23 protein-coding genes are annotated in these 20,998 nt (G+C 71.6%); 19 read left to right on the top strand and 4 right to left on the bottom strand.

From position 1 onward, the window contains the following. Position 1 precedes the first annotated feature (1 nt). Complete coding sequence (locus FIV44_RS17220; protein ID WP_141005507.1) at positions 2–1,036, top strand: PrpF domain-containing protein; 1,035 nt, start codon at positions 2–4, stop codon at positions 1,034–1,036. Here the strand turns inward: FIV44_RS17220 and FIV44_RS17225 are convergent. Beyond that, positions 1,033–1,830 (bottom strand): IclR family transcriptional regulator, encoded by a 798-nt coding sequence (locus FIV44_RS17225; protein ID WP_181410649.1) that lies wholly within the window; start codon positions 1,828–1,830, stop codon positions 1,033–1,035. The two genes, FIV44_RS17220 and FIV44_RS17225, sit on opposite strands and share 4 nt — an antisense overlap. Before the next feature lie 66 nt (positions 1,831–1,896). On the opposite strand from FIV44_RS17225, the gene FIV44_RS17230 reads away from it, so the two are divergent. After that, positions 1,897–2,619, top strand: coding sequence for a FadR/GntR family transcriptional regulator (locus tag FIV44_RS17230; protein ID WP_141005509.1), 723 nt, complete (start codon positions 1,897–1,899; stop codon positions 2,617–2,619). Positions 2,620–2,660: 41 nt separating this feature from the next. On the opposite strand, the gene FIV44_RS17235 is transcribed toward FIV44_RS17230, so the two are convergent. Next, complete coding sequence (locus FIV44_RS17235; RefSeq protein WP_141005510.1) at positions 2,661–3,029, bottom strand: hypothetical protein; 369 nt, start codon at positions 3,027–3,029, stop codon at positions 2,661–2,663. Between the two features lie 120 nt (positions 3,030–3,149). Here FIV44_RS17235 and FIV44_RS17240 point away from each other — a divergent pair, with 120 nt between their 5' ends. From FIV44_RS17240 to FIV44_RS17250, 3 genes are all read left to right on the top strand, one after another. Then, positions 3,150–3,905 carry an SDR family NAD(P)-dependent oxidoreductase gene (locus FIV44_RS17240; protein ID WP_219996053.1) on the top strand — a complete coding sequence of 252 codons (756 nt, stop codon included), beginning with the start codon at positions 3,150–3,152 and terminating at the stop codon, positions 3,903–3,905. A 104-nt stretch (positions 3,906–4,009) separates the two neighbouring features. Continuing rightward, positions 4,010–4,204: a ferredoxin gene (locus FIV44_RS17245; protein WP_141005511.1), complete on the top strand. Its 195-nt coding sequence runs from the start codon at positions 4,010–4,012 to the stop codon at positions 4,202–4,204. Continuing rightward, entirely contained in the window at positions 4,191–5,369 is a 1,179-nt protein-coding gene (locus FIV44_RS17250; RefSeq protein ID WP_181411270.1) for an NAD(P)/FAD-dependent oxidoreductase, read from the top strand. Before FIV44_RS17245 ends, FIV44_RS17250 begins: the two co-directional genes overlap by 14 nt. Before the next feature lie 31 nt (positions 5,370–5,400). On the opposite strand, the gene FIV44_RS17255 is transcribed toward FIV44_RS17250, so the two are convergent. Then, positions 5,401–6,579, bottom strand: a complete 1,179-nt coding sequence (locus FIV44_RS17255; RefSeq protein WP_141005513.1) for an acyl-CoA dehydrogenase family protein — start codon at positions 6,577–6,579, stop codon at positions 5,401–5,403. A gap of 192 nt (positions 6,580–6,771) precedes the next feature. Between FIV44_RS17255 and FIV44_RS17260 the strand changes: the two genes are divergently transcribed. From FIV44_RS17260 to FIV44_RS31415, 12 genes are all read left to right on the top strand, one after another. Beyond that, positions 6,772–7,602, top strand: a complete 831-nt coding sequence (locus tag FIV44_RS17260; protein WP_141005514.1) for an enoyl-CoA hydratase/isomerase family protein — start codon at positions 6,772–6,774, stop codon at positions 7,600–7,602. 4 nt (positions 7,603–7,606) lie between these two features. After that, positions 7,607–9,094 carry an aldehyde dehydrogenase family protein gene (locus tag FIV44_RS17265; RefSeq protein ID WP_219996054.1) on the top strand — a complete coding sequence of 496 codons (1,488 nt, stop codon included), beginning with the start codon at positions 7,607–7,609 and terminating at the stop codon, positions 9,092–9,094. 201 nt (positions 9,095–9,295) lie between these two features. Further along, positions 9,296–10,066: a Phenylacetic acid catabolic protein gene (locus FIV44_RS17270; RefSeq protein WP_219996055.1), complete on the top strand. Its 771-nt coding sequence runs from the start codon at positions 9,296–9,298 to the stop codon at positions 10,064–10,066. Continuing rightward, positions 10,063–10,398, top strand: coding sequence for a metal-sulfur cluster assembly factor (locus FIV44_RS17275; protein WP_141005516.1), 336 nt, complete (start codon positions 10,063–10,065; stop codon positions 10,396–10,398). The genes FIV44_RS17270 and FIV44_RS17275 overlap by 4 nt, the downstream gene beginning before the upstream one ends. A 7-nt stretch (positions 10,399–10,405) precedes the next feature. Continuing rightward, the gene (locus FIV44_RS17280; protein ID WP_141005517.1) at positions 10,406–10,606 is read left to right on the top strand and encodes a hypothetical protein; all 201 of its coding nucleotides are present in this window, start codon (positions 10,406–10,408) and stop codon (positions 10,604–10,606) included. Further along, a complete protein-coding gene (locus FIV44_RS17285) occupies positions 10,603–11,298 on the top strand; it encodes a PaaD-like zinc ribbon domain-containing protein (RefSeq protein WP_141005518.1) in 696 nt (231 codons plus the stop codon). Before FIV44_RS17280 ends, FIV44_RS17285 begins: the two co-directional genes overlap by 4 nt. A 26-nt stretch (positions 11,299–11,324) precedes the next feature. Then, positions 11,325–11,657 carry a ferredoxin gene (gene fdxA, locus FIV44_RS17290; RefSeq protein ID WP_141005519.1) on the top strand — a complete coding sequence of 111 codons (333 nt, stop codon included), beginning with the start codon at positions 11,325–11,327 and terminating at the stop codon, positions 11,655–11,657. Further along, positions 11,654–12,412, top strand: a complete 759-nt coding sequence (locus FIV44_RS17295; RefSeq protein WP_141005520.1) for an enoyl-CoA hydratase/isomerase family protein — start codon at positions 11,654–11,656, stop codon at positions 12,410–12,412. Before fdxA ends, FIV44_RS17295 begins: the two co-directional genes overlap by 4 nt. Continuing rightward, positions 12,409–13,272 carry a 3-hydroxyacyl-CoA dehydrogenase family protein gene (locus tag FIV44_RS17300; protein WP_219996056.1) on the top strand — a complete coding sequence of 288 codons (864 nt, stop codon included), beginning with the start codon at positions 12,409–12,411 and terminating at the stop codon, positions 13,270–13,272. Before FIV44_RS17295 ends, FIV44_RS17300 begins: the two co-directional genes overlap by 4 nt. After that, positions 13,256–14,578, top strand: a complete 1,323-nt coding sequence (locus tag FIV44_RS17305; protein WP_141005521.1) for an FAD-dependent oxidoreductase — start codon at positions 13,256–13,258, stop codon at positions 14,576–14,578. Before FIV44_RS17300 ends, FIV44_RS17305 begins: the two co-directional genes overlap by 17 nt. Further along, positions 14,571–15,785 carry an acetyl-CoA C-acetyltransferase gene (locus FIV44_RS17310; protein ID WP_141005522.1) on the top strand — a complete coding sequence of 405 codons (1,215 nt, stop codon included), beginning with the start codon at positions 14,571–14,573 and terminating at the stop codon, positions 15,783–15,785. The genes FIV44_RS17305 and FIV44_RS17310 overlap by 8 nt, the downstream gene beginning before the upstream one ends. Before the next feature lie 505 nt (positions 15,786–16,290). Next, a complete protein-coding gene (locus tag FIV44_RS31415; RefSeq protein ID WP_219996057.1) occupies positions 16,291–16,947 on the top strand; it encodes an acetyl-CoA hydrolase/transferase C-terminal domain-containing protein in 657 nt (218 codons plus the stop codon). Positions 16,948–16,989: 42 nt separating this feature from the next. Here the strand turns inward: FIV44_RS31415 and FIV44_RS17320 are convergent, their stop codons facing one another. Beyond that, complete coding sequence (locus FIV44_RS17320) at positions 16,990–18,282, bottom strand: cytochrome P450 (protein ID WP_141005523.1); 1,293 nt, start codon at positions 18,280–18,282, stop codon at positions 16,990–16,992. Between the two features lie 164 nt (positions 18,283–18,446). On the opposite strand from FIV44_RS17320, the gene FIV44_RS17325 reads away from it, so the two are divergent. After that, the gene (locus tag FIV44_RS17325; RefSeq protein WP_141005524.1) at positions 18,447–19,901 is read left to right on the top strand and encodes an aldehyde dehydrogenase; all 1,455 of its coding nucleotides are present in this window, start codon (positions 18,447–18,449) and stop codon (positions 19,899–19,901) included. Continuing rightward, a complete protein-coding gene (locus FIV44_RS17330) occupies positions 19,898–20,992 on the top strand; it encodes an alcohol dehydrogenase catalytic domain-containing protein (RefSeq protein WP_141005525.1) in 1,095 nt (364 codons plus the stop codon). The genes FIV44_RS17325 and FIV44_RS17330 overlap by 4 nt, the downstream gene beginning before the upstream one ends. Positions 20,993–20,998 lie beyond the last annotated feature (6 nt).

Genomic DNA, 20,998 nt, shown 5'->3' on the forward strand with positions numbered 1-20,998 from the left:
GATGTCCGTCCGCCCGCGGGCCCTGGACGTGGTGATCGCCCGCGGAGGCAGCAGCCGTGGCGTGATGCTCCGGCTCGACGACCTGCCCCCGCCGGGGCCGGCTCGCGACGAACTGACGCTCCGGCTGGTGGGCAGTCCACCGACCGAGGGCCTCGGCGGCGGGTCGCCGGTCACCAACAAGGTCGTCGCCGTCGGAGTAGGTCCGAGCGGGGCCGACCTGGAGTATGTCGTCGGCAACGTGTCGTCGGACGCGACAACCGTCGACTGGTCCGGGACCTGCGGGAACATGACCTCCGCGGTGGTGCCCTTCGGGTACGCCGCGGGGCTCCTCACCGGTGAGCCGTCGGGCGCCTGGAGGTTGCGCAACCTTGCGACGAACGGGCTCATCGAGGTCGGGGTGCTCGACGTCGCCGCGCTCGAGACGCCGGGCGCGGAGGTCCGGCTCACGACCGAGTTCCTCGACCCGGGTGGAGCCGTGCTCGGCCGAATGCTGCCGACCGGTCGCGTCCGCGACGTCATCGAGGTCGACGACCTGGCGTGCGAGGCGACGCTCGTGGACGTGACGCACCCCTACCTGCTGCTCCGCCACGGCGAGGTCGTCGGTGAACGCCGGCTCTCCGACCCGGCGACGCTCGCCCGGATCGAGCGCGTGCGCGGCACCGTGTGCGTGCGGCTGGGGCTGTGTGCGGACCCGATGTCGGCGTGCACCCTGTCGCCTGCCGTGCCGAGGGTGGTGCTGGTCCACCCGCGCGAGGCGCCGACGCCGAGCGAGCTCCGGATCCTCGCCGTCTCTTTGGGCGAGCCTGTGCACACGGTCCCCGTCACTGCCGGGCTCGCACTGGCCGCGGCGAGCCGGATTCATGGGACTCTCGTGCACGACCCGCTGCTCGACGTGTGCGGCGCCGCGGAGGTGGGGGTGGTGGGACCGACGGGGCGGCTGACCGCCCGGTCCGAGGTGGCCGCGGACGGCACGCTGGTGAGTGTCGGGCTGGGCCGCACAGCACGGCTCCTCGCCCAAGGACGAGCGTGGGTCTAGGAGACTTCGGGCGGCGTGACGACCGCGCCGAGCGTCGAGCTGATCCGGGCGGCGTACTCCTTCACCTGCTCGACATAGCTGTCGATACGCGCCATGGTGAGGCGCGAGGACGCGCCGGCGATCGTCAGTGCGGCGACCACGTGGCCGCGGTGATCCACCACGGGGGCCGCCACGCACCGCAGGCCCAGCTCGAGTTCCTCGTCGTCCAGGGCGAATCCGTGGTGGCGCACATGAGCCAGCTGCTCCTTCAACTCGGCGACGGTCCCGATCGTGTGATCGGTCTTGGCGTGCAGCTTCTTGCCCGGCAGCAGCATGTCCAGGGTCGCCTCCGACAGGCCGGCGAGCAGCACCTTCCCCATCGCGGTCGAGTAGGCGTCGCTGCGCTTGCCGACCCACGAGTGCAGGCGGACCGAGTAGGAGCCGTCGACCAGGACGACGGTCACCGCCTCGTGGCCCTCGAGGACGCCGACGTGACAGGTCTCGCCCGTCTCCTCGACCAGTTCCCGCACGTGCTCCAGTGCGGCGGTGGACAGGTCGATGTCGGCCGAGGCGATCGCGCCGAGCCGCGACAGCTTGCCGCTGAGCCGGAACCCCGGACCGTCGTTGACGGCGACCAGGTAGCCGGCGAGGACGAGGTTCGCGGCGATCCGGAAGGCGGTCGACTTGTGGATCCCGAGCTCACGGGAGATCTCGGCGGCCGTCACGCTCTGCCGGTCCATCGCGAACATGTCGAGCACCGCGAGCCCGTGGAGCAGTGCACCAGGTCTGCTGCTCCCGCCCGTCACCGGCGGCACGGGGTCGACATCCTCGGTACTTGGCCTGACGTTCATTGCTCAACGATAAACAGTTAAGGTGTCGGGGTGAACGGGCCGCTCGAGGATGTGTCGACTTTCGCTCCGCAGCGCGTCCAAGGTCCTCGGCACCAAGTCGAGCGCCAGATCCGGGAGGCCATCCTCGGCGGGGTCTTCCCCGCGGGCTCGCGGTTGCCCAGTGAGACCAGCCTGGCCGAGGACTTCGGCGTCAGCCGCGCGACGGTGCGGGAGGCCCTGCGGTCCCTGGCCGCGTCCGGGCTGGTGATGAAGACCCGGGGGTCGGGGGGCACCTTCGCGCAGTACGTCGACCACCGGCTCATCCAGGACGCGCTGTCGGAGCGGGTCGAACGGGTCCTCGAGATGGGCACCATGGCCTACGACGAGGTGGCGACCTTCCGGGATCTTCTCGAGGTGCCGAGTGCGCGGCTCGCCGCCGAGCACCGGACCGAAGCCGACCTCGTCGCGCTGCATGCGGTGATCGACGCCGAGAAAGCCACGACTGTCGACGATCCGGCGGTCCTCGAACTCAATGCCGAGTTCCACTCGCGGATCGCCCAGGCGAGCCGCAACCGGATGCTCGAGGCGTGCATCACCGCTCTGCACAGCGTTGCCCGACCGCTGTCTTTCATCGACACCGACCATGACCTCGGGGCGCAGGCGGTCAAGCACCACATCGCGCTGTACGCGGCGATCCAGGAGGGAGAGCCGGAGGCGGCCGCACGCGAGATGGGACAGCATCTGGCGTTCCTGCGCCAGCACGTCGCCCGCTGACCGAGGCCATCGCTCACCCCTTGGCGGGCGGCGACGACAACTCAGAGCGGGGCGCTGCGCGGGCCTGCCGTGCCGAATCGGCGCGGCGGCCGCTGGCTCTGCAGCAGACTGATCGTCCAGTGCTCCATCTGGCCCTCCCAGGGACCCCAGCCGCGGGCCGCGGCGTACGCCGGCTCGTCGAAGACGTGCGGCCCGTCGAGCTGCCAGACCGTCAGGAAGTCGCGGTCCGAGCCCAACTGGCCGTAGCGGGTGTAGGAGCGCATGCCGGGCACCGCGAGGACGGCCGGGATGTGCACGTCCTCGAGCCAGGCCTGCCAGTCGGCCCGCTGCTCCTCCGGTCCGCCATAGCGGAACCGGATCACGTGGAACCAGTCGTGCGCACCTTCCTGCTCGACTGCGGTAGCTTTCATGGCCCCTCCTTGACAAACCGGCTAACCGGTCAGTGAAAATAGGACCCTCGGTGAGGTCGTGTCAAGGCCATGCCCGAATGATCGGAGGTGAGGGGTCCGGTGCGAGGACTGCGCGACAAGGTGAGTGTCGTGGTCGGTGCCGCCCCCGGCAATATCGGTGCCGGGGCTGCGGCGCGGCTGGCGGCGGAGGGGGCGCAGGTCGTGGTCGCCGACCTTGCTGCGGAGGCCGCCGAGCAGGTGGCCGAAGAGCTTTGTGTCGCCGGGGGGCGTGCGGTCGCCCGGACGGTCGACATCTCCTCGGCCGAGTCGGTCTCCGAGCTGTTCACGTTCGTCGGCGCCGAGTTGGGTGGCTTGGACTGCCTGTTCAATGTCGCGGCGGACCTGTCGGCACGCACGATGGGGGTCGACAGCAGGAACGATGTCGTCTCCCTCCCGCTGGAGGTCTGGCAGCGGACCCTGGAGGTGAACCTGACGGGTTACATGCTGGCGGCCAGGTCGGCGATCCCGATGATGGTGGCTCGCGGTGGTGGCTCGATCGTGAACACCATGTCCGCGGCGGCCTGGCTCGCCCAGCAGCAGCGGCCGGCGTACGGCACCTCCAAGGTCGCGCTCGAGGGGCTGACTCGACATGTTGCCGCGGCCTACGGGAAGCAGGGAGTCCGGTGCAACGCGGTGGCGCCGGGGCTGGTGCTCACCGTGTCGGCGTTGCGGGTGATCCCACCGGAGTCGCGGGAGCGGCAACTGGCCGAGCTGCCCTCCCCGCGCCTCGGCACCCCGGAGGACGTGGGCGCCCTGGTGGCGTTCCTCTGCTCGGACGACGGGGCGTGGATCAACGGCCAGACGATCCGCGTCGACGGCGGTCGGGTCATGCGCTGACTGCGCGATCGCGGGGCGTACGGGACCGTTCTTGACGACGGGTCGGAGGCCGCCTACAGTCAGATTAACTGACCAGCCGGCCGGTTCAAATAAGGAGATGTGAAGTGCGCATCACAGCGGATTCGGAGCGGTGCATCGGCGCCGGCCAGTGCGTGCTCGTCGCGCCCGAGGTCTTCGACCAGGATGACGACGGCACCGTGGTCATGCTCGCCGAGACCGTCGGTGCCGAGGGTGAGGCCGCGGTCCGCGAAGCCATCGACATCTGCCCGGCGCGGGCGATCTTCCTTGTCGACGCCTAGCGCGACGGTCGTCGTCGGGGCGTCGGCCGCCGGCCTCTCGACGGTCGAGGCGCTGCGCCGGGCCGGCCACGTCGGGCGGGTGGTGCTCGTCGGGGAGGAGCCGCACCTGCCCTACGACCGGCCCCCGCTCTCGAAGAGGCACCTGGTCGATGACGTGCCCGCCGCCGTGCTTCTGCGGGAGTCCGTGGCGTACGCCGACCTCGACGTCGAGCTCCGGCTCGGTGCCCGTGCACGAGCCGTCGACCTCGCCGAGCACCGGGTCGATCTCGAGCCGGGACCCTCGCTGACCTACGACCAGCTCGTCATCGCGACGGGAGTGCGACCGCGGTTGCTCCGCCAGGGGCACGAGCTCGCCGGGGTGCACGTTCTGCGTACCCTCGACGACGCGGAGCGGATCCGCCGCGCGCTGCACGACCGGCCCCGTGTCGCGGTCGTGGGCGGCGGCTTCCTGGGCGCCGAGCTGGTCTCGTCGGCCCGCACCCTCGGTCTCGCCGTCACCTGGCTCTTCCCCGAGTCCGCTCCGATGACGGAGGTGCTCGGTCCCGAGGTCGGCGGCGCCCTGGGCGCCCATCACGTGGCGGAGGGCGTCGAGCTACGCAACGGCGTCCTCGTCGACCGGCTCGACGGTGTCGACGGGCGTGTCGCCGCCGCCGTCGACCGAGAAGGGAACTCCTATCCCGCCGACGTGGTCCTGGTCTGCATCGGTTCGCTGCCCAACACCGAGTGGCTGGCCGGCAGTGGCCTGGAGTTGAGCAACGGGGTCGACTGTGACGAACACTGCCTCGCCGCCGACGATGTGTACGCCGCCGGTGACGTGGCGAGCTGGCTGCATCCCGACCGCGGCGCGCGGGTCCGGGTCGAGCACCGGCTCAACGCGTCCGAGCAGGCCCTCGTGGTCGCCCACAACCTGGTCCACGGCCCCGAGCGCGTCTTCGCGCCGGTGCCGTACTTCTGGAGCGACCAGTACTCCCTGCGATTGCAGGCCTACGGGTTCCCCGCGCTCGCCGACGGGTTCACCGTGACCGAGGGCGGTCTGGCCGAACGCCGCTTCGCCGGCGTGTGGACCGCGGCGGGTGAGGTGGTCGCGGTCGGTGGGATCGGCTCCCCGCGGGCGGTGCGCGAGCTGCGCTCCCACCTGATCCGCGCGCAGGCGCCGGTCTCCTGACCGGCGCCCGCCTCGGACGGCGCTCGCTCGATCAGTCGGTCACGGCTCCCAGCCGGACGTTCCCGCGGAACAGGTTGCGGGCGATGGAGGCGAGGTTGACCTCGTCGGAGCCCTCGTAGATCCGGATCACCCGCAGGTCGCGGTACCACCGCTCGAGCGGGAGCTCCATCGCGTAGCCCATGCCGCCGTGGAGCTGGATCATCTCGTCGGCCACCCGATTGGCGAGGCGCGCGGTGTGGACCTTGGCGACGTAGGACTCATGCCGGTAGTCCAGGCCGGCGCTCGCCTTCCAGGCGCCCTGCAGGGTCAGGAGCCGAGCCGCGCGCAGCTCGATCTCCAGCTCGGCGAGGCTGAACGCCCAGTTGGAGTAGTCGGCCAGCTTCTTGCCGAACACCTCTCGCTGGCTGGCCCACGCGGTGCCCATCTCGAGCATCCGCTCGGCGGCACCGACCAAGCGGGCCGAGACGCGGAACAGGCGGTTGTCGTAGACCCAGCGCATCAACTGGTCGAATCCCTGGTTGACGCCCTCCAGCACGTTGGCGGCGGGTACCCGGACGTCCTCGAAGTGCATGGTGGCGACCTTCTGCTCGGCCCCCATCGTCGGGATGTGCTGCGCCGTCCAGCCCAGGTCGCGATCGACCAGGAAGCCGGTGATCCCGCCCGCTCCCTCCTCCGGGGTCCGTGCGAAGACCACGGCGAAGTCGGACTCCAGGGCCCGCGAGATCCACATCTTCTCGCCGTTGAGGACGAAGTCGTCCCCGTCGCGCACTGCCGTGGTCCGCATCGCGCGGACGTCCGAACCACCGCCGGGCTCGCTGATCGCGGTGCACATCTCCTTCTCGCCGTGAAGGACGGGCAGGAGGTAGTCGGGTCGCTGCTGCTCGTTGCAGCGGTAGAGCATCGGCGAGGCCTCTCCGCCGAAGGTGAAGCTGATGAAGGTCCGGCCGAGCTCCATGTTGATCAGGGTCTGCGTGAACGGGTCGAGGTCCGCACCGCCGAGCTCCTCGGGCGCGGACACCCCCCACAACCCGTGGTCCGCGGCCTTCTTCTGCAGGAGCAACTTCTCGTCCTTGGTGAGCCCGGGGCTCGTGACGACGCTCTCCATGCCGCGGCGCAGCAGCAGGTCCTCCCAGGGGAAGAGCTCGCGCTCGACGAAGGCGCGCACCGTCCGGGTGATCGCGCGCTGTTCCTCGCTCAGGCTGAAGTCCATGTCCGCCTCTCGGAAGGTGTGGCGGCCAGCGTCGCTTAGTCGACCGGCTGACCGGTAGTCTCATCACTGTAGGTCTTGGTTCGGACCGACGTCAAAGACCAGGGTCGAGTCCGGATTGACCGCGGACCGCAAACGATCTACTGTGACCTTAATAAACCGGCCGGCCGGTCACAATGAGAGGACAACACCACGATGACGCAGACCGCTTCCACCTGGGCGCCCCCTACCCTCGCCGACCTCGACCTGGAGTTCGTGAAGACCGAGGTCCGTGACGGCGTCGGCTACCTCAAGCTGGACCGGCCGCCGGTCAATGCCCACAACACCCAGATGATCCTCGAGCTGGACCAGGCGTTCACCGCTGTCCGGTTCGACGACGAGGTCCGGGCCGTGGTGCTGACCAGCGAGACCGAGCGGTTCTTCTCCGCCGGCGCCGACATCGCGGTGATCCGCGACGAGAAGCCGCACCGCACCGGGTTGCTGAGTCAGACCAGCAAGGAGGTCATCCTCAAGGCCCGGAGCATCCCGAAGGTCTTCATCGCCGCGATCAACGGGCACTGCATGGGGGGTGGCCTCGAGCTCGCCTTCGCCTGCGACCTGCGCTTCGCCTGCGACGGCCCCTACAAGTACGGCATGCCGGAGCTGGTGCTCGGCGTCATGCCGGGCGAGGGCGGCTCGCAGTTGCTCGGTCGGGCCATCGGGCCCAACAAGGCCCTCAAACTGATGCTCGACAACACCGCGCTCTCGGTGGCCGAGGCGCTCGAGCTGGGCCTCGTCGATGTCGTGCTCGAGGCCGAGACGTTCCGGGACGACGTGCACGCCTACGCGAAGAGGATCGCCGACGGTCCGATCCTCGCGATCGGTGCGACCAAGGTCGCGCTCACCGAGGGCATCGAGATGTCGTTGCCCGCCGGCTTCTCCCTCGAGCGCATGCAGCAGAACGACCTCCTGCGCTCGGCCGATGCCGCCGAGGGTGCCGAGGCCTACCTCAGCAAGCGCGACCCGAAGTGGTCCTCGCAGTGGTGACCCCGTGACCGCGACGGTGCTCCCCGCCGACGGACCGCGCCTGGTCGAGGAGTTGGTCCCGTCCGGGCTGTTCGTCGGCGGCGAATGGCTCCGCGCCGGCGGCGCCGGCGCGGCGATCCCGGTCCACGACCCCGGCACCGGCGAGCTCCTCGGCACGGCGGACGAGGCCACCGCGGGCGACGTGGACGCGGCGGTCGGTGCCGCACGCGCCGCCTGGCCGGGCTGGCGCGACCGCGGCGGTGCGGAGCGCGCGGTGCTCCTCGCCGCCCTGGCCGACCAGGTCGAGGCGAGGGCGGCCGACCTGGCCCTCGTAGAGACGCTCGACAACGGCAAGCCGTACGCCGTCGCGTTGGGCCATGACGTCGCGAACGCCGTGGCGACGTTGCGGCGCTTCGCGGACCTGGCGGCCCTCGACGCGCCCGACGAGGTCGAGGCGGTGATCCCGCGACGCACCAGCCCGCGGGTGCGCGTCGACCGGGTGCCGCTCGGCGTGGTCGCCGGGCTGGTCCCGTGGAACGCGCCTCTGATGACAGCCGTCTGGAAGCTCGCGCCCGCACTGGCCTTCGGGAACACCGTCGTCCTGAAGCCGGCGGAGCAGACCCCGCTCACCACGCTCCTGCTCGCCCGGCTGGTGCAGGAGGTGGGAGTCCCGGCGGGCGTGGTCTCCGTGCTCCCCGGGCGTGGTCCTACGACGGGCGCCCTGCTGGCCGGCCACCCCGGCGTCGACAAGATCTCGTTCACGGGGTCCACCGAGATCGGCCACGAGATCCTCGCCGGTTCTGCCCGGGACTTCCGCCGGGTCGGACTGGAGCTGGGCGGCAAGAGTGCCTCGCTGCTCTTCTCCGACGCGGTCCGCGCCAACGCCAAGCGCGCGGTGTCCACCGCGATGTGGGCGGTCTTCGCCAACAGCGGGCAGGTCTGCAGCGCAGGCTCCCGGCTGCTGGTCGAGCGCTCGGTGTACGACGAGGTGATCGGGCTGCTGGTGTCGATGGCCGGATCCGTGCGGCTCGACCACGGCCTGGCCGACGGTGTCCAGATGGGTCCTCTCATCTCGGCCGAGCAGCGAGCCCGGGTGCACGCGTTCGTCACCGATCCCGCTACGCCGAGACCGGTGGTCGGCGGCGTGCCGGTCGAGAGGCCGGGCTGGTTCTACCCGCCCACGATCGTTGAGGTCGCCGATCGCGACGCGCCGATCTGGGTCGAGGAGGTGTTCGGCCCGGTCCTGTGCATCGCGCCGTTCGACGACGTCGAAGAGGCGGTCGCGGTCGCGAACGACAGCCGCTACGGGCTGGCCGCCGGCGTGATCACCGACGACGAACAGCGGGCCGCGCGGGTCGCGGCCGGGCTCCAGGTCGGGACCGTCTGGGTCAACACCCACAACCAGTACGACCCTGCCGTCCCCTGGGGCGGCATGAAGGCGTCGGGGCTGGGCCGTGAGCTCGGCTCGGCCCGCGCGGCGTACACCGAGGAGAAGGTCACGTGGTTCGCCTGAGGCGAGGCCACCTGAGGAAGGGAAGCAGTTCGTGATCACCGAAGAGGAGATGCTCCGACGGCTGGATGCCGGGGTCATGGTCGAGGACATCTCGGAGATGTCTCCGACCTACCTGCGGGAGCTGAAGCGGACGCTGCTGATATCGGCGGACACCGAGTTCCTCGGGCGGTCATGTACTACCCCAACCTCGTTGAGGGCCGAGTGCCCGAGAAGATGCAGGGCGCGGTCCTCGCGATCATCCAGGACGAGCTGGGCCACGCCCACATCGACTACCGGATGCTCGAGGACCTCGGCGAGGACCTCGACCACCTGCTCTACGGGCGTACGGCGGCGGAGTTCAAACACCCCTACGCGATGGACATGCCCTACGAGTCGTTCAACGAGTCGGTCGTCGTCGGCTCGTTCATGGACCGGGCGGGCTACATCCTGCTCTCCGACGTTTTCGAGAACACCAGCTACGCGCCGTGGCGGCGCGCTCTGGTGAAGGTGAACAAGGAGGAGCACTTCCACATCAACTTCGGGGTGCGCAACCTCGAGGCGATGTCGAAGGACCCGGAGCAGAAGGCGGTCACGCAGCGCGCGATCGACTGGATGTTCCCCATGACCGTCGAGTGGTTCGGGCTGCCGGATGCCCTCAAGACGGGCAACAACCAGTTGCGCTACCGGCTCAAGGGCAAGAGCAACGACCAGCTGCGACAGGAGTGGCTGGGGCAGGTCGTGCCGCTGATGGAGCGGCTGGACTTCCAGGTTCCGGCCCACCACGACGCCGAGCGTGACGAGTACGTCCTGGACTTCCCCCTGCCGTGCCGCTTCGATGCGGAGACCAAGCAGTGGCACTTCGACGAGCCGTGCACGTGGGACGACGTCCTGAAGCGGTGGCGGGCCCGCGGTCCGTGGAACGAGAAGCTGGTGGGCTTCCTGCAGGCAGGTCGGCACGGCCTGGACGCGATGTCCGGTGCGGGGGCCGCATGAGCACCGCAGTGACGCCGGAGGTCGTGCGCGACGCGCTGCGACGGGTTCAGGACCCTGAGTTGCCGATCGACGTCGTCGAGCTCGGCCTGGTCTACGACATTCGCGTGGAGGAGCCCACGGACGGCGGGAGTCGGGTCGAGGTCGAGATGACCCTCACGTCGATGGGCTGCCCGTGCCACGACCTGATCGTGGACGACGTCCGCGCGGCGGCGGCCTCGGTTCCCGGCGTACGGGAGGTCGAGGTGGACGTCGTGTGGGATCCGCCGTGGGACCGCAGCAGGCTCGGGGAGTCCGGCCGGCGTTCGTTGCCGATCATCGGCATCGGGGTGTGACTCGGTGATGGACTCGGAGGTCTATCTGGTCTTCGCGCGCCTGCAGCTCGTCGACCCTCTCGCCCATCTGGGCACGGTGCGGGCGCCGAACGTCGCGCTCGCGCGGCAGTACGCCCGGACGACGTACGACGAGGACAGCTGGATCGAGATGATGGTCGTGCCGCGCTCGGCGACGATCTGGGTGAAGAAGGTCGAGGAGCGGGCATGACGACGGTGAACACGCCGGACCCGACGAGCCTGCCTGCGCTGCTGGCCGACGTGGCCGCGCTCAAGGTGGAGCTGCGCGCCTTGTACGTGCGGTGGTGCGTCGCCGGGCCGACGCTGGAGGCCAGCAGTGCGCTGGCCGCCATGGCGCAGGAGGAGACGGGACACGCGCGGGTGCTCGCCAGGCTCGCCGGAGAGGCCGAGGCCGTCATCGATGCGACCGAGGTGCTCGGCGGCGCGGCGGTCACCGACTGGCCCTCGCTGGTCGGACACGCCGGACCGGTCGAAGTCGCGCTCGCCTCGGTGACCGCGGCCCTGCGCGGCGTCGGTGACCCCGAGGTGCAGCGCAACCTGGCGAAGATCGCCGTCGAGGAGCGCAGCCACGCCGACTTCTTCACCGGGTGCCTGCTCGAGCTGGCTCCGCGGGAGGACGCGGCCGGGGCGCGGTTCCGCAGCACGCGGACCGACACCGAGAAGCGGCTCGCGCCGTGGCTCGACCACTCGACGGTGGTACTCGGTGACAGCAGGGGCGCTGCCTCCGGCGCACTGGACGGCGGGACGGTGCTCGACGTGCCGTGCGTGCACTGCGGTTCGCGCGAGACCCGGCTGAGCGCGGCCTTCGGCGGCTCGCTGCTCACGTCCCTGATGCAGTGCGCCGCATGCGGATCGCAGTTCGAAGCCGTGCGCTGGCGCTGAGCCGACGAGCGAGGAGAGACAAGACCGTGGCCTTCATGATCGGTGCTGCCTGTATCGATGTCCTGGATCGCTCGTGCGTGGACCAGTGCCCCGTGGACTGCATCTACGAGGGCAGCCGCAAGCTCTACATCCAGCCCGACGAGTGCATCGACTGCGGCGCGTGCGAGATGGTCTGTCCGGTCAGCGCTGTGACGTCACTGCGGGTGGCCCAGGACGAGGAGCTCGAGTTCGGCCAGGACAACGCCGACTTCTTCGCGACGGTGCTGCCGGGACGCTCCGAGCCGCTGGGGTCCCCCGGGGGCGCCGCGGAGCTCGGGCCTGTGGGCGCGGACACCGCGCTGGTGGCGGCGCGGCCATGACCCTCCCCGACTACACCCGGATCCTCGTCGAGGAGCTGGGCGACCGCACCATCGTTCGGCTGAACCGGCCCGAGGCGCGCAACGCCATCGACCTCGAACTCGGCCGCGAGCTCCACGACGTCTGTGCGCGGCTCGAGGAGACGCCCCGGCCGATGCTGCTCACCGGCGCCGACGGGTGCTTCGCGGCCGGTGCCGACATCGGCCAGCTGCTCGGCCGTGGGCGGCACGAGGCGCTGGCCGGCATCAACAGCTCGCTGTTCGAGCGCGTGCACCGGCTGCCGATGCCGACCGTGGCAGCGGTCGACGGCTACGCCATCGGCGGAGGTGCGGAGCTGGCGTACGCCTGCGACATCCGGGTGGCGAGCACGCGGGCGTCGTTCGCCAACCCCGAGCCCGGCCTCGGCATCGTGGCGGGTGCCGGAGCGACCTGGCGACTGCCGGAGCTCGTCGGCATGCCGCTCGCGAAGCTGGTGCTGCTCGCCGGTCACCGGATCGAGGCGGCGGAGGCGCTGTCCTCGCGGCTGGTGGCCGCGGTGGTCGAGCCGGAGGAGCTCGAGGCAACGGCGATGGCGCTGATCGACCGGATGAGCAGGATGTCCCCGATCGCACTGCGGCTGTCCAAGTACGTCCTCGACGCCGACGCGGTGCACCCGTACGCCGACCTGCTGGCGAATGCGCTGCTGTTCGAGGACGAGGAGAAGAAGGAACGGATGCAGGCATTCCTCGACAAGCGGAGCACGAGGTCGACCTCGTGACCGGGAGCTGGGCGCGGACCGTTGCCGTCGTGGGTGGCGGCCAGATGGGCGCGGGCATCGCCCACGCCTTCGTGGTCCTCGGCGCCACGGTGACCGTGGTGGAGCCGGACTCGGACACGGCGGGGCGGGCCGAGCAGCGCATCGCCACCGACGTCTCGCGCACCTGTGCCAAGCGCGGCCTCGACGAGGACGAGGCGGCGGCCCAGCTGGCGCGGCTCCGGATCGTCGACCAGCTGGCCCTGATCCCGGCCGACAGCGACCTGGTGGTGGAGGCGGTGCCCGAGCTCGTCGAGCTCAAGACGGCGGTCCTGGGTGCGATCGAGCAGGCGGTGCCCGCCACGGCCGTGCTCGCCTCCAACACCAGCTCGCTCTCGGTCACCGAGCTCGCGTCGCGCCTCGCCCGCCCAGGGCGCTTCTTGGGCATGCACTTCTTCAACCCGGTGCCGGCCTCGGCCCTGGTCGAGCTGGTCACCGGGGCACGGACCGACCCCGGCGTCGTCGACCAGGTCCGGGAGCTGGTCGCCGCGCTGGGCAAGGAGTCCATCGTGGTCGACGACAGCCCCGGCTTTGCGACCAGCCGGCTCGGTCTCGCCCTGGGCCTGGAGGCGATCCGGATGTACGAGGCCGGCGTGGCCAGCGCACGGGACCTCGACCGCGCCATGGTGCTCGGCTACCGGCACCCGGTGGGTCCGTTGGAGCTGACCGACCTCGTCGGACTCGACGTGCGGCTCGCCGTCGCGGAGCATCTGCAGGGCGAGCTCGGTGAGCGGTTCGCGCCGCCCGAGCTGCTGCGCCGCCTGGTCGCCGAGGGCAAGCTCGGCAAGAAGACGGGGGAGGGGTTCCATGTCTGGGACAGCTGAGCCCGCGCCTCGCGTCGCGGTCGTGGGGTCCGGCCCGTCCGGGCTGTACGTCGTCGCGGCTCTGCTCCGTGGCCATGAGGGGGTGCTCATCGACGTGATCGACCGGTTGCCGGCGCCCTACGGTCTGGTGCGGTACGGCGTCGCCCCCGACCACCCCACCATCAAGAACGTCACGCGCGTGCTCGCCAAGTCGTTCTCCGATCAGCGGGTGCGCTTCCTCGGCAACGTCGAGGTGGGCCGCCAGGTCGGCCACGAGGAGCTGGTGGCTGGCTACGACGCCGTCGTCTACGCCACCGGCAGTCAGGTGGACCGGCCGCTCGGCGTGGCGGGCGAGGAGCTGCGGGGCAGCGTCGGCTCGGCGCAGGTCGTCGGTTGGTACAACGGGCTGCCCGGTGCGCCGCCGGTCGACCTCACCGGCCGCGACGTGGTCGTGGTGGGTGGCGGCAATGTCGCCCTCGACGTCGCCCGGGTGCTGACCCGCTCGCCCGGCGAGCTCCGCTCGACCGACGTGCCCGGGCAGGTGCTCGACGCGTTCGGCGCGAGCGCGGTGACCGATGTGCACGTCCTGGTCCGACGCGGACCGGCGCAGGCCCGCTTCACCCACCTGGAGCTGCTCACCCTCGACGAGATGTCAGGCGTGACGTGCGTGGTCCACGACGAGCTCCGCGCTCCGGTCCACGAGGACCTGGGCCCCGGACCCGAGGCGGAACAGCTCCGCCGCAACGTCGCCCTGTTCGCCCGATGGCAGGACGAGGGCCCCGACGCGAGCCCGCGCCGGGTGCACTTCCACTTCCACCGTCGCGCCGAGCGGCTGGTCGGCGTGGGCGGACGGGTGGTCGGGGTCGACACCGTCGGCACCCACGGTGCAGCGGCGGCGCCCGAGCGGCTCGCCGCAGGGCTGGTCGTCCGGGCCATCGGCTACGACACGGTCCCGCTCGCAGGGCTGCCCTTCGACGCCTCCCGCGGGGTGGTGCCCAACGCCGAGGGCCGGGTGCTGGCGGGAGCGGACGTCGTCCCCGGGGTGTACGTCGCGGGGTGGTGCAAGCGAGGAGCCACCGGGGTCATCGCCACCAACAAGACGTGTGCGAACCAGACCGCGGCGTCGGTGCTCGCCGACCTCGCGGTGGCCGTGCCACGCGGCACCGGGCCGGTCGCAAGTCCTGCCGGCGCGGTCGACTGGCCGGGGTGGCTGCTCCTCGACGAGCACGAGCGGCGGGCCGGTGCTGCTCGCGGTGCCGAGCGCGTGAAGTCGGCCGACCTCGAGCTCATGCTCGCCGTGGCATCGGGGGTGGCCGCCCGTGCGTGAGGCCGTGATCTGCGAGCCTCTGCGCACGCCCGTGGGTGCGTTCGGCGGCTCGCTCGCGGACGTCTCGGCACACGAGCTCGCCGCGACCGTGATCCGCGAGCTGATCCGGCGTACCGGACTGCCGCCGGAGGTGGTCGACGACGTTCTGCTCGGCAACTGCTACCCGACCATGGAGGCCCCCGCGCTCGGTCGCGTGGCGGCCCTGGACGCTGGGCTGCCGGTGACCGCCTCGGGGCTCCAGGTCGACCGCCGCTGCGGCTCCGGGCTCCAAGCCGTCCTGATCGCCGCGCTCCAGGTGCAGTCGGGGATGGTCGACCTCGCGCTCGCCGGCGGCGCCGAGTCGATGTCGAACGCGCCCTTCTACTCCGCCGAGATGCGGCGCGGCGCCGGACGCGGTGGCGGCGTGTTGCTGCACGACGCCCTCGCTCGCGGCAGGACGACCGCTGGCGGACGGCACCACCCCGTCCCCGACGGGATGCTGGAGACCGCCGAGCATGTCCGCGAGCGCTACGGGATCTCGCGCGAGGAGCAGGACGAGCTGGCGGTGACCAGCCACCAGCGCGCGGGCGCGGCGGTGGCGGAGGGCCGGTTCGCCGACGAGCTCGTGCCCGTGGAGGTGCCGGTGCGCGGCGGCATCGCGCTGATCGACGCCGACGAGCACATCCGCCCGGACTCCACCGCCGAGAAGCTCGCCACCCTCCGGGCGGTCCTGGGTGGGCGCTTCCCCGGCGCCACGGTGACCGCCGGCAACTCCAGCGGCCAGAACGACGGTGCGGCCGTCTGCATCGTCACCCACGCGGAGCGTGCCGCCGAGCTCGGGCTGCGGCCGCTGGCACGGCTCGTCGGGGCCACCGTGGCCGGCGTCGAGCCCGAGTTGATGGGGCTCGGCCCCGTACCCGCCGTACGACGACTGTTGGCCGACCACCGACTGAGCCTGGCTGACGTCGACCTGATCGAGATCAACGAGGCGTTCGCGGTCCAGGTGCTCGCGTGCCTGCGCGAGCTCGGCCTCGGCCCGGCCGACCTCGACAGGGTCAACGTCAACGGATCAGGCATCTCGCTGGGCCACCCGGTGGGGGCGACCGGTGGTCGCATCCTGGCGACCCTCCTGAGGGAGATGGACCGGCGCGGCGCTCGGTACGGTCTCGAGACGATGTGCATCGGGGGCGGGCAGGGGCTCGCTGCCCTCTTCGAGGCGGTCTCGTGACCGACCTCGACATCGGGCTCCTGGCGCGGTTGGTCCGGCCCGGGGCCAGGATCGCCCTGGCCGACGGCAGCGGTGCGCCGGTCTGGCTGCTCCCCGAGCTCGCGGAGGTCGCCGCACGACACGGGTCCGTCGACCTGCTTCTCGGCTGGATCCCGCGGCCCGTGCCGAGCGAGTCGCTCCGCGCCTTCGGCGATGTCCGGACCTTCATGCCGGGGTGGGGGTTGCGGCAGGCCTCGGACGCCGGAGCCGTTCAGCCGGTCGCGAGCCGGATGTCGGCGGTCGGCGGCCTGCTCGCCGGCCCGCTGCGCCCCGACCTGCTGGTCGCCACCCTCGTCCGCCGCGGTGGTGGGCTCCGATTCGGGTCGGAGTGCTCGTGGATGCGGCGTCTGGTCGAGGCCGGCGTGCCGGTCGCGGCGGTGGTCAGTTCCACGGCGCCGTGCGCTGACGCCGGACCGGCGCTGCCCACCGGGACGGTCACGGTGGTCGCCGAAGTCGACCAGGCGCCGTGGGAAGTCGCCCCCGAGCCCCCGGCCCGGTGGAGCAGGCGGTCGCGGGCCGGGTCGCCGCGCTGGTGCCGACCGGAGCGCGCGTCCAGGTCGGGCCCGGCCGTCTCGGCGCCGCCGTGCTGGCCGAGCTCGCGGAGCGCCAGGTGTCGGTCCACGTGGACTCGGGGCTGCTGCCGGACGCCGTGGTCGACCTCGCGGCGCGTGGGCTGCTGCTCGGCGTACCGGTTGCCACCTACCTCGCCGGGTCGGCACGCCTCTACGACTGGGCCGACGGGCGGCCGCTCCTCCATCCCGTGGAGTGGACCCACTCCGCCGGACGGCTCGGCGACGGCCCTGCGCTGGTGGCCGTCAACACCGCGCTCGAGGTGGATGTGCACGGCCAGGTCAACGTCGAGGGGACCGCGGCCTCGTCCGTCGGTGGGATCGGCGGGCACCCGGACTACGCGGGAGCGGCGGCCTCCTCGGCGGACGGGCTCAGCGTGATCGCTCTCGCGTCGTCGTACGCCGGCCGCCCGACGCTGGTCGAACAGCTCTCCCGACCGGCGACGACCGCCGCTCACGATGTCGACGTCGTGGTCACCGAGCGGGGGAGTGCCGATCTGCGCGGCCTCAGCCGAGCTGAGCGGACGACGGCCCTGCGACGGCTCTGGGACTGAGTCTCACATCACCGATGTGGGATCGGCCTGGTCCAGGCGGCCTCACCAGGCGACGGGAAGTGCCCGCACACCGTGGATCCTGGCCGAGGTCTTCAGCTCGATCTCATCGACGTCGACCGCGAGTCGGAGCTCCGGGATCCGGCGGAACAGCGTCTCGAAGATGACCGAGAGCTCCATCCGGGCCAGCGACTGGCCCTGGCACTGGTGCACGCCGAAGCCGAAGGCAAGGTGGTCGCGGGCACGACGCTCGATGTCGAAGGTCGCGGCCTGGGGGTAGTGCGACTCGTCGCGGTTGGCCGAGGCGTTCAGGGGCATGATGCCCTCGCCGCGCGGGATGGTGACCCCAGCGATCTCGATGTCGTCGGTCGCCACCCGGGCGATGATCAGGTGCACGTGGCTGAGCCAGCGCAGCACCTCCTCGATCGCCACGTCGAGCAGCGACGGGTCGGCCTTGAGCTTGGCCAGCTGGTCGGGGTGGGTGAGGAGGAGCAGCACGCCGAGGGCGGCAGCGTTGGCCGTGGTGTCGAAGCCGGCGCCGATGATCAGGAACCCGCTGCTGACCGCGTCCTTGTGGGAGATGTCCCCGCGGCGGTGGGCCGCTGCCAGCTGGCCGATGATGTCATCGCTCGGCGTCTCCCGTGCGAGCTCGCGGTCGATCAGCTCGCCGACGTAGGCGTAGACCTCCTCGGCGATCCGGCGCGACCGTTCCTGCGCCTCGGTGTCGAGAGGATTGCCGTTGTCGAGCATCGACTGGATCTGTTCCGCGAAGTGGTCGCGGTCCTCGACCGGCACCCCGAGCAGGTTGCCCAGGACGTTCGCCGGGATCCTGAGGGCCAGCGCCGGCACCAGGTCGACCTGTCGTCCCTCGGTGGCCAGCATCTCATCGATGGCCTGGTCGACCATCGCCTGGACGGCGGGTCGCATGCTCGCTACGTGCTTGATCCCGAAGTTGCGCGCCACCAGGCCGCGCAGCTCGGCATGTCGCGGGTCGTCCATCTTGGAGTAGGTGCCGGCGCGCGGACCCATCCCCGGGAACCCGGGGTCGGTCTCGTCGGCACTCACCCGTGGGTCAGTGAGGACCGCCCGCACGTCGTCGTACCTCGTGACCAGCCAGACCGGACGGCCGTCCGCGAGCTTCGCCCGGGCGACCGGGCACTTCTCGCGCAGCGCCCCGTACTCCGCCGGCGGGTCGAACCGCCCCCGGGGCCAGGGGAACGGTGTGTCGAGCGCACGGGCGAGGTCGACGTCCGCCGCGGCTGACGGCCCGGAGACCGGACACCCGGTCGGCGTGGTCGAGGCTTCGTCGTGCGCCGTCTGGTCTGTCTGGACCCCCACGGTCTCTCCTCGCTGATGACTAGCCGGCTGGCCGGTTGGTTATTGAGTAGACTACCGCCCTCCGCGAGCGCTGCCAACCACGCCTCACTATTGCCGACCGGCCAACCGATCGGTTAGCGTCCGTGCAAGCCGAGAACGCGGCTGTGCACACAGGTGGGAGACACGTGGACTACGACTTCGACTCCTGGTTCGTCGACGGCGAGTGGGTCCGCTCCGCCGACGCGGACCCGACGGCCGGCCCGGTCCGGGTCCGCGCGGCGAGCACCCGGGAGCCGGTCGGGAGCTTCCCGCGGCTGGGCGTGGCCGACGTGGCACGTGCCGTCGGCGCGGCACGCGCCGCCTTCGACGACCCGGGAGGCTGGTCCGCATGGACGCCGGCCGCCCGGGCCGAGGCGATGGAGGATCTGGCCGACCGGCTGGCCGCGAAGTCCGAGGAGATCGGGCGACTGGTCAGCCTGGAGAACGGCATGCCGATCTCGCTCAGCCAGCGCTCCGAGGCCCACGCCGGCGCCGGCCTGCTGCGCTTCTTCGCGGCGATGGTTCGTGAGCGCAGCGAGGAGGAGGTGCGGGTCGGGGTCACCGGTCGGCACAATGTCGTCCGGAGTGAGCCCCTCGGGGTGGTCGCCGCGGTCGTGCCGTGGAACTATCCGCAGGCGCTCGCCTTCACGAAGGTGGCGCCGCTGCTGGCAGCGGGTTGCACGGTCGTCCTCAAGCCCGCGGAGGAGACCTCGCTTGACTCCTACCTGATCGCCCAGGCGGTCGCCGAGTCCGGCCTGCCCCGGGGGGTCGTCAACGTGCTGCCCGGCGGACGCGACGTCGGTGCCGCCCTGGTCGAGCACCCGGGAGTCGACAAGGTGGCGTTCACCGGCTCGACGGCGGCCGGACGGGCGATCGCCGTACGATGCGCGGAGCTGCTGCGTCCGGTCTCGCTCGAGCTGGGCGGCAAGTCGGCGGCGATCGTCCTCGAGGACGTCGACCTCACGAGCCGGGTGGCGGAGTTCCGCGAGGCGACGATGCGCAACAACGGTCAGACCTGCCATCTGAGCACCCGTGTCCTGGTCCCGGCTGCCCGCTACGACCACTACGTCGACCAGGTGACCGATCTCATCGGCTCGCAGGTCGTCGGCGACGCGCTGGACGCTGCGACCGACGTCGGCCCCCTCGTCTCCGAGGTGCAACGCGACCGCGTCGAGGGTTACCTGGGGAAGGCGCGTGGTGACGGTGCCACGGCCACGACGGGTGGGGGTCGACCGACCGCCGGGCAGGGCTGGTACGTCGAGCCGACGGTGTTGCGCGACGTCGACAACGACCAGGTCATCGCACGCGAGGAGGTGTTCGGCCCCGTCCTGTGCGTGATCCCGTACGGCGACACGGACGACGCCGTACGCCTGGCAAACGACAGCGACTACGGACTGGGCGGAACCGTCTGGAGTGAGGACGAGGAGCGAGCCGGTGCGGTCGCTCGGCGGATCCGGACCGGGACGGTCGGCATCAACGGCTACCGGAGCGATCCGGTCGCACCGTTCGGAGGGATCAAGGGCAGCGGCACCGGGCGGGAGCTCGGGATCGAGGGGTTGCAGTCCTATCGGAACATCAAGTCGATCTTCCCGGCGCCGTGAGCTGGAGGGCGACCGCGGCGCTCGCGCGCGAACGGACCGGCGAGCTGGTCGTGGAGGAGATCGAGCTGCGCGATCCACGGCCCGGCGAGCTGCTCGTGCGCATCGCTGGGGTGGGCTTCTGCCACAGCGACCTGATGTTCCGGCGTACCGGCTCGCCGGTCCCGCTGCCGGTGGTGCTCGGCCACGAGGGCGCCGGTGTGGTCGAGGCCGTCGGTCCGGGCGTGTCCGCGATCGCGCCCGGCGACCACGTGGTGCTCAGCTTCGACTCCTGCGGGGGCTGTGAGTCCTGCGGCCGTGCGATGCCCGCCTACTGTGCGCGCTTCCGCGAGCTCAACGCCGTCGGCACGCCGCCCGACGGGTCGGCCGCGGCGCGCGATTCCGCCGGCGGCGCGGTCGGCACGCGCTGGTTCGGCCAGTCGTCGTTCGCGTCGTACGCCGTAGCGACGGCGCGCAACGCCGTGCGGGTCGACCGCGACCTACCCCTGGAGCTGCTCGGCCCTCTCGGCTGCGGGCTTCTGACCGGGGCCGGCACCGTGCTCAACCATCTCCGGGTGCCGGTCGGTTCGTCGGTTGCGGTGGTGGGCACGGGCGCCGTGGGCATGGCGGCGGTGATGGCCGCCGCGGCGGCGGGAGCCGAGCGCATCGTGGCCGTCGACCTGCACCCGGGCCGACTCGAGCTCGCCGCCGAGCTCGGCGCCACCCACTGCGTGCTGGGGGACCAGCTGACCCCGGCCACCGGCCGGGAGCTCCTCGGGCGGGTCGACCATGCGGTCGACACCAGCGGTGCCCCACAGGCGATCCTGGCCGCGCTGGCAGCTCTGGGGCCGGGTGGTCGGCTGGCACTGGTCGGCACCGGGACCGGACCGGTGCCCATCGACCCGTCCACGCTCGCCGGCCGCCAGGTCGGCTTCGTCGTGGAGGGCGAGGCGGTTCCGCAGACCTTCATCCCCGAGCTCCTCGCGCTGTGGCGCGAGGGCAGTTTCCCCTTCGAGCGGCTCGTGACGACGTACGCACTCGACGACGTCGCCCGGGCAGAGGTCGACCTGACCAGCGGGCGCACCGTCAAGCCGGTGCTCGTGCCCGCGAGTTGACGAGGA

The sequence above is a fragment of the Nocardioides humi genome, from assembly GCF_006494775.1.
Taxonomy (GTDB): Bacteria; Actinomycetota; Actinomycetes; order Propionibacteriales; family Nocardioidaceae; genus Nocardioides; species Nocardioides humi.

What these genes read in the sequence shown, in the direction of transcription:
- FIV44_RS17275 (WP_141005516.1), top strand. Translation starts at nt 10,063, where the DNA reads ATGAGCACCGCAGTGACGCCGGAGGTCGTGCGCGACGCGCTGCGACGG.
- FIV44_RS17235 (WP_141005510.1), bottom strand. Translation starts at nt 3,029, where the DNA reads ATGAAAGCTACCGCAGTCGAGCAGGAAGGTGCGCACGACTGGTTCCAC.
- FIV44_RS17260 (WP_141005514.1), top strand. Translation starts at nt 6,772, where the DNA reads ATGACGCAGACCGCTTCCACCTGGGCGCCCCCTACCCTCGCCGACCTC.
- FIV44_RS17285 (WP_141005518.1), top strand. Translation starts at nt 10,603, where the DNA reads ATGACGACGGTGAACACGCCGGACCCGACGAGCCTGCCTGCGCTGCTG.
- FIV44_RS17295 (WP_141005520.1), top strand. Translation starts at nt 11,654, where the DNA reads ATGACCCTCCCCGACTACACCCGGATCCTCGTCGAGGAGCTGGGCGAC.
- FIV44_RS17220 (WP_141005507.1), top strand. Translation starts at nt 2, where the DNA reads ATGTCCGTCCGCCCGCGGGCCCTGGACGTGGTGATCGCCCGCGGAGGC.
- FIV44_RS17255 (WP_141005513.1), bottom strand. Translation starts at nt 6,579, where the DNA reads ATGGACTTCAGCCTGAGCGAGGAACAGCGCGCGATCACCCGGACGGTG.
- FIV44_RS17305 (WP_141005521.1), top strand. Translation starts at nt 13,256, where the DNA reads ATGTCTGGGACAGCTGAGCCCGCGCCTCGCGTCGCGGTCGTGGGGTCC.
- FIV44_RS17280 (WP_141005517.1), top strand. Translation starts at nt 10,406, where the DNA reads ATGGACTCGGAGGTCTATCTGGTCTTCGCGCGCCTGCAGCTCGTCGAC.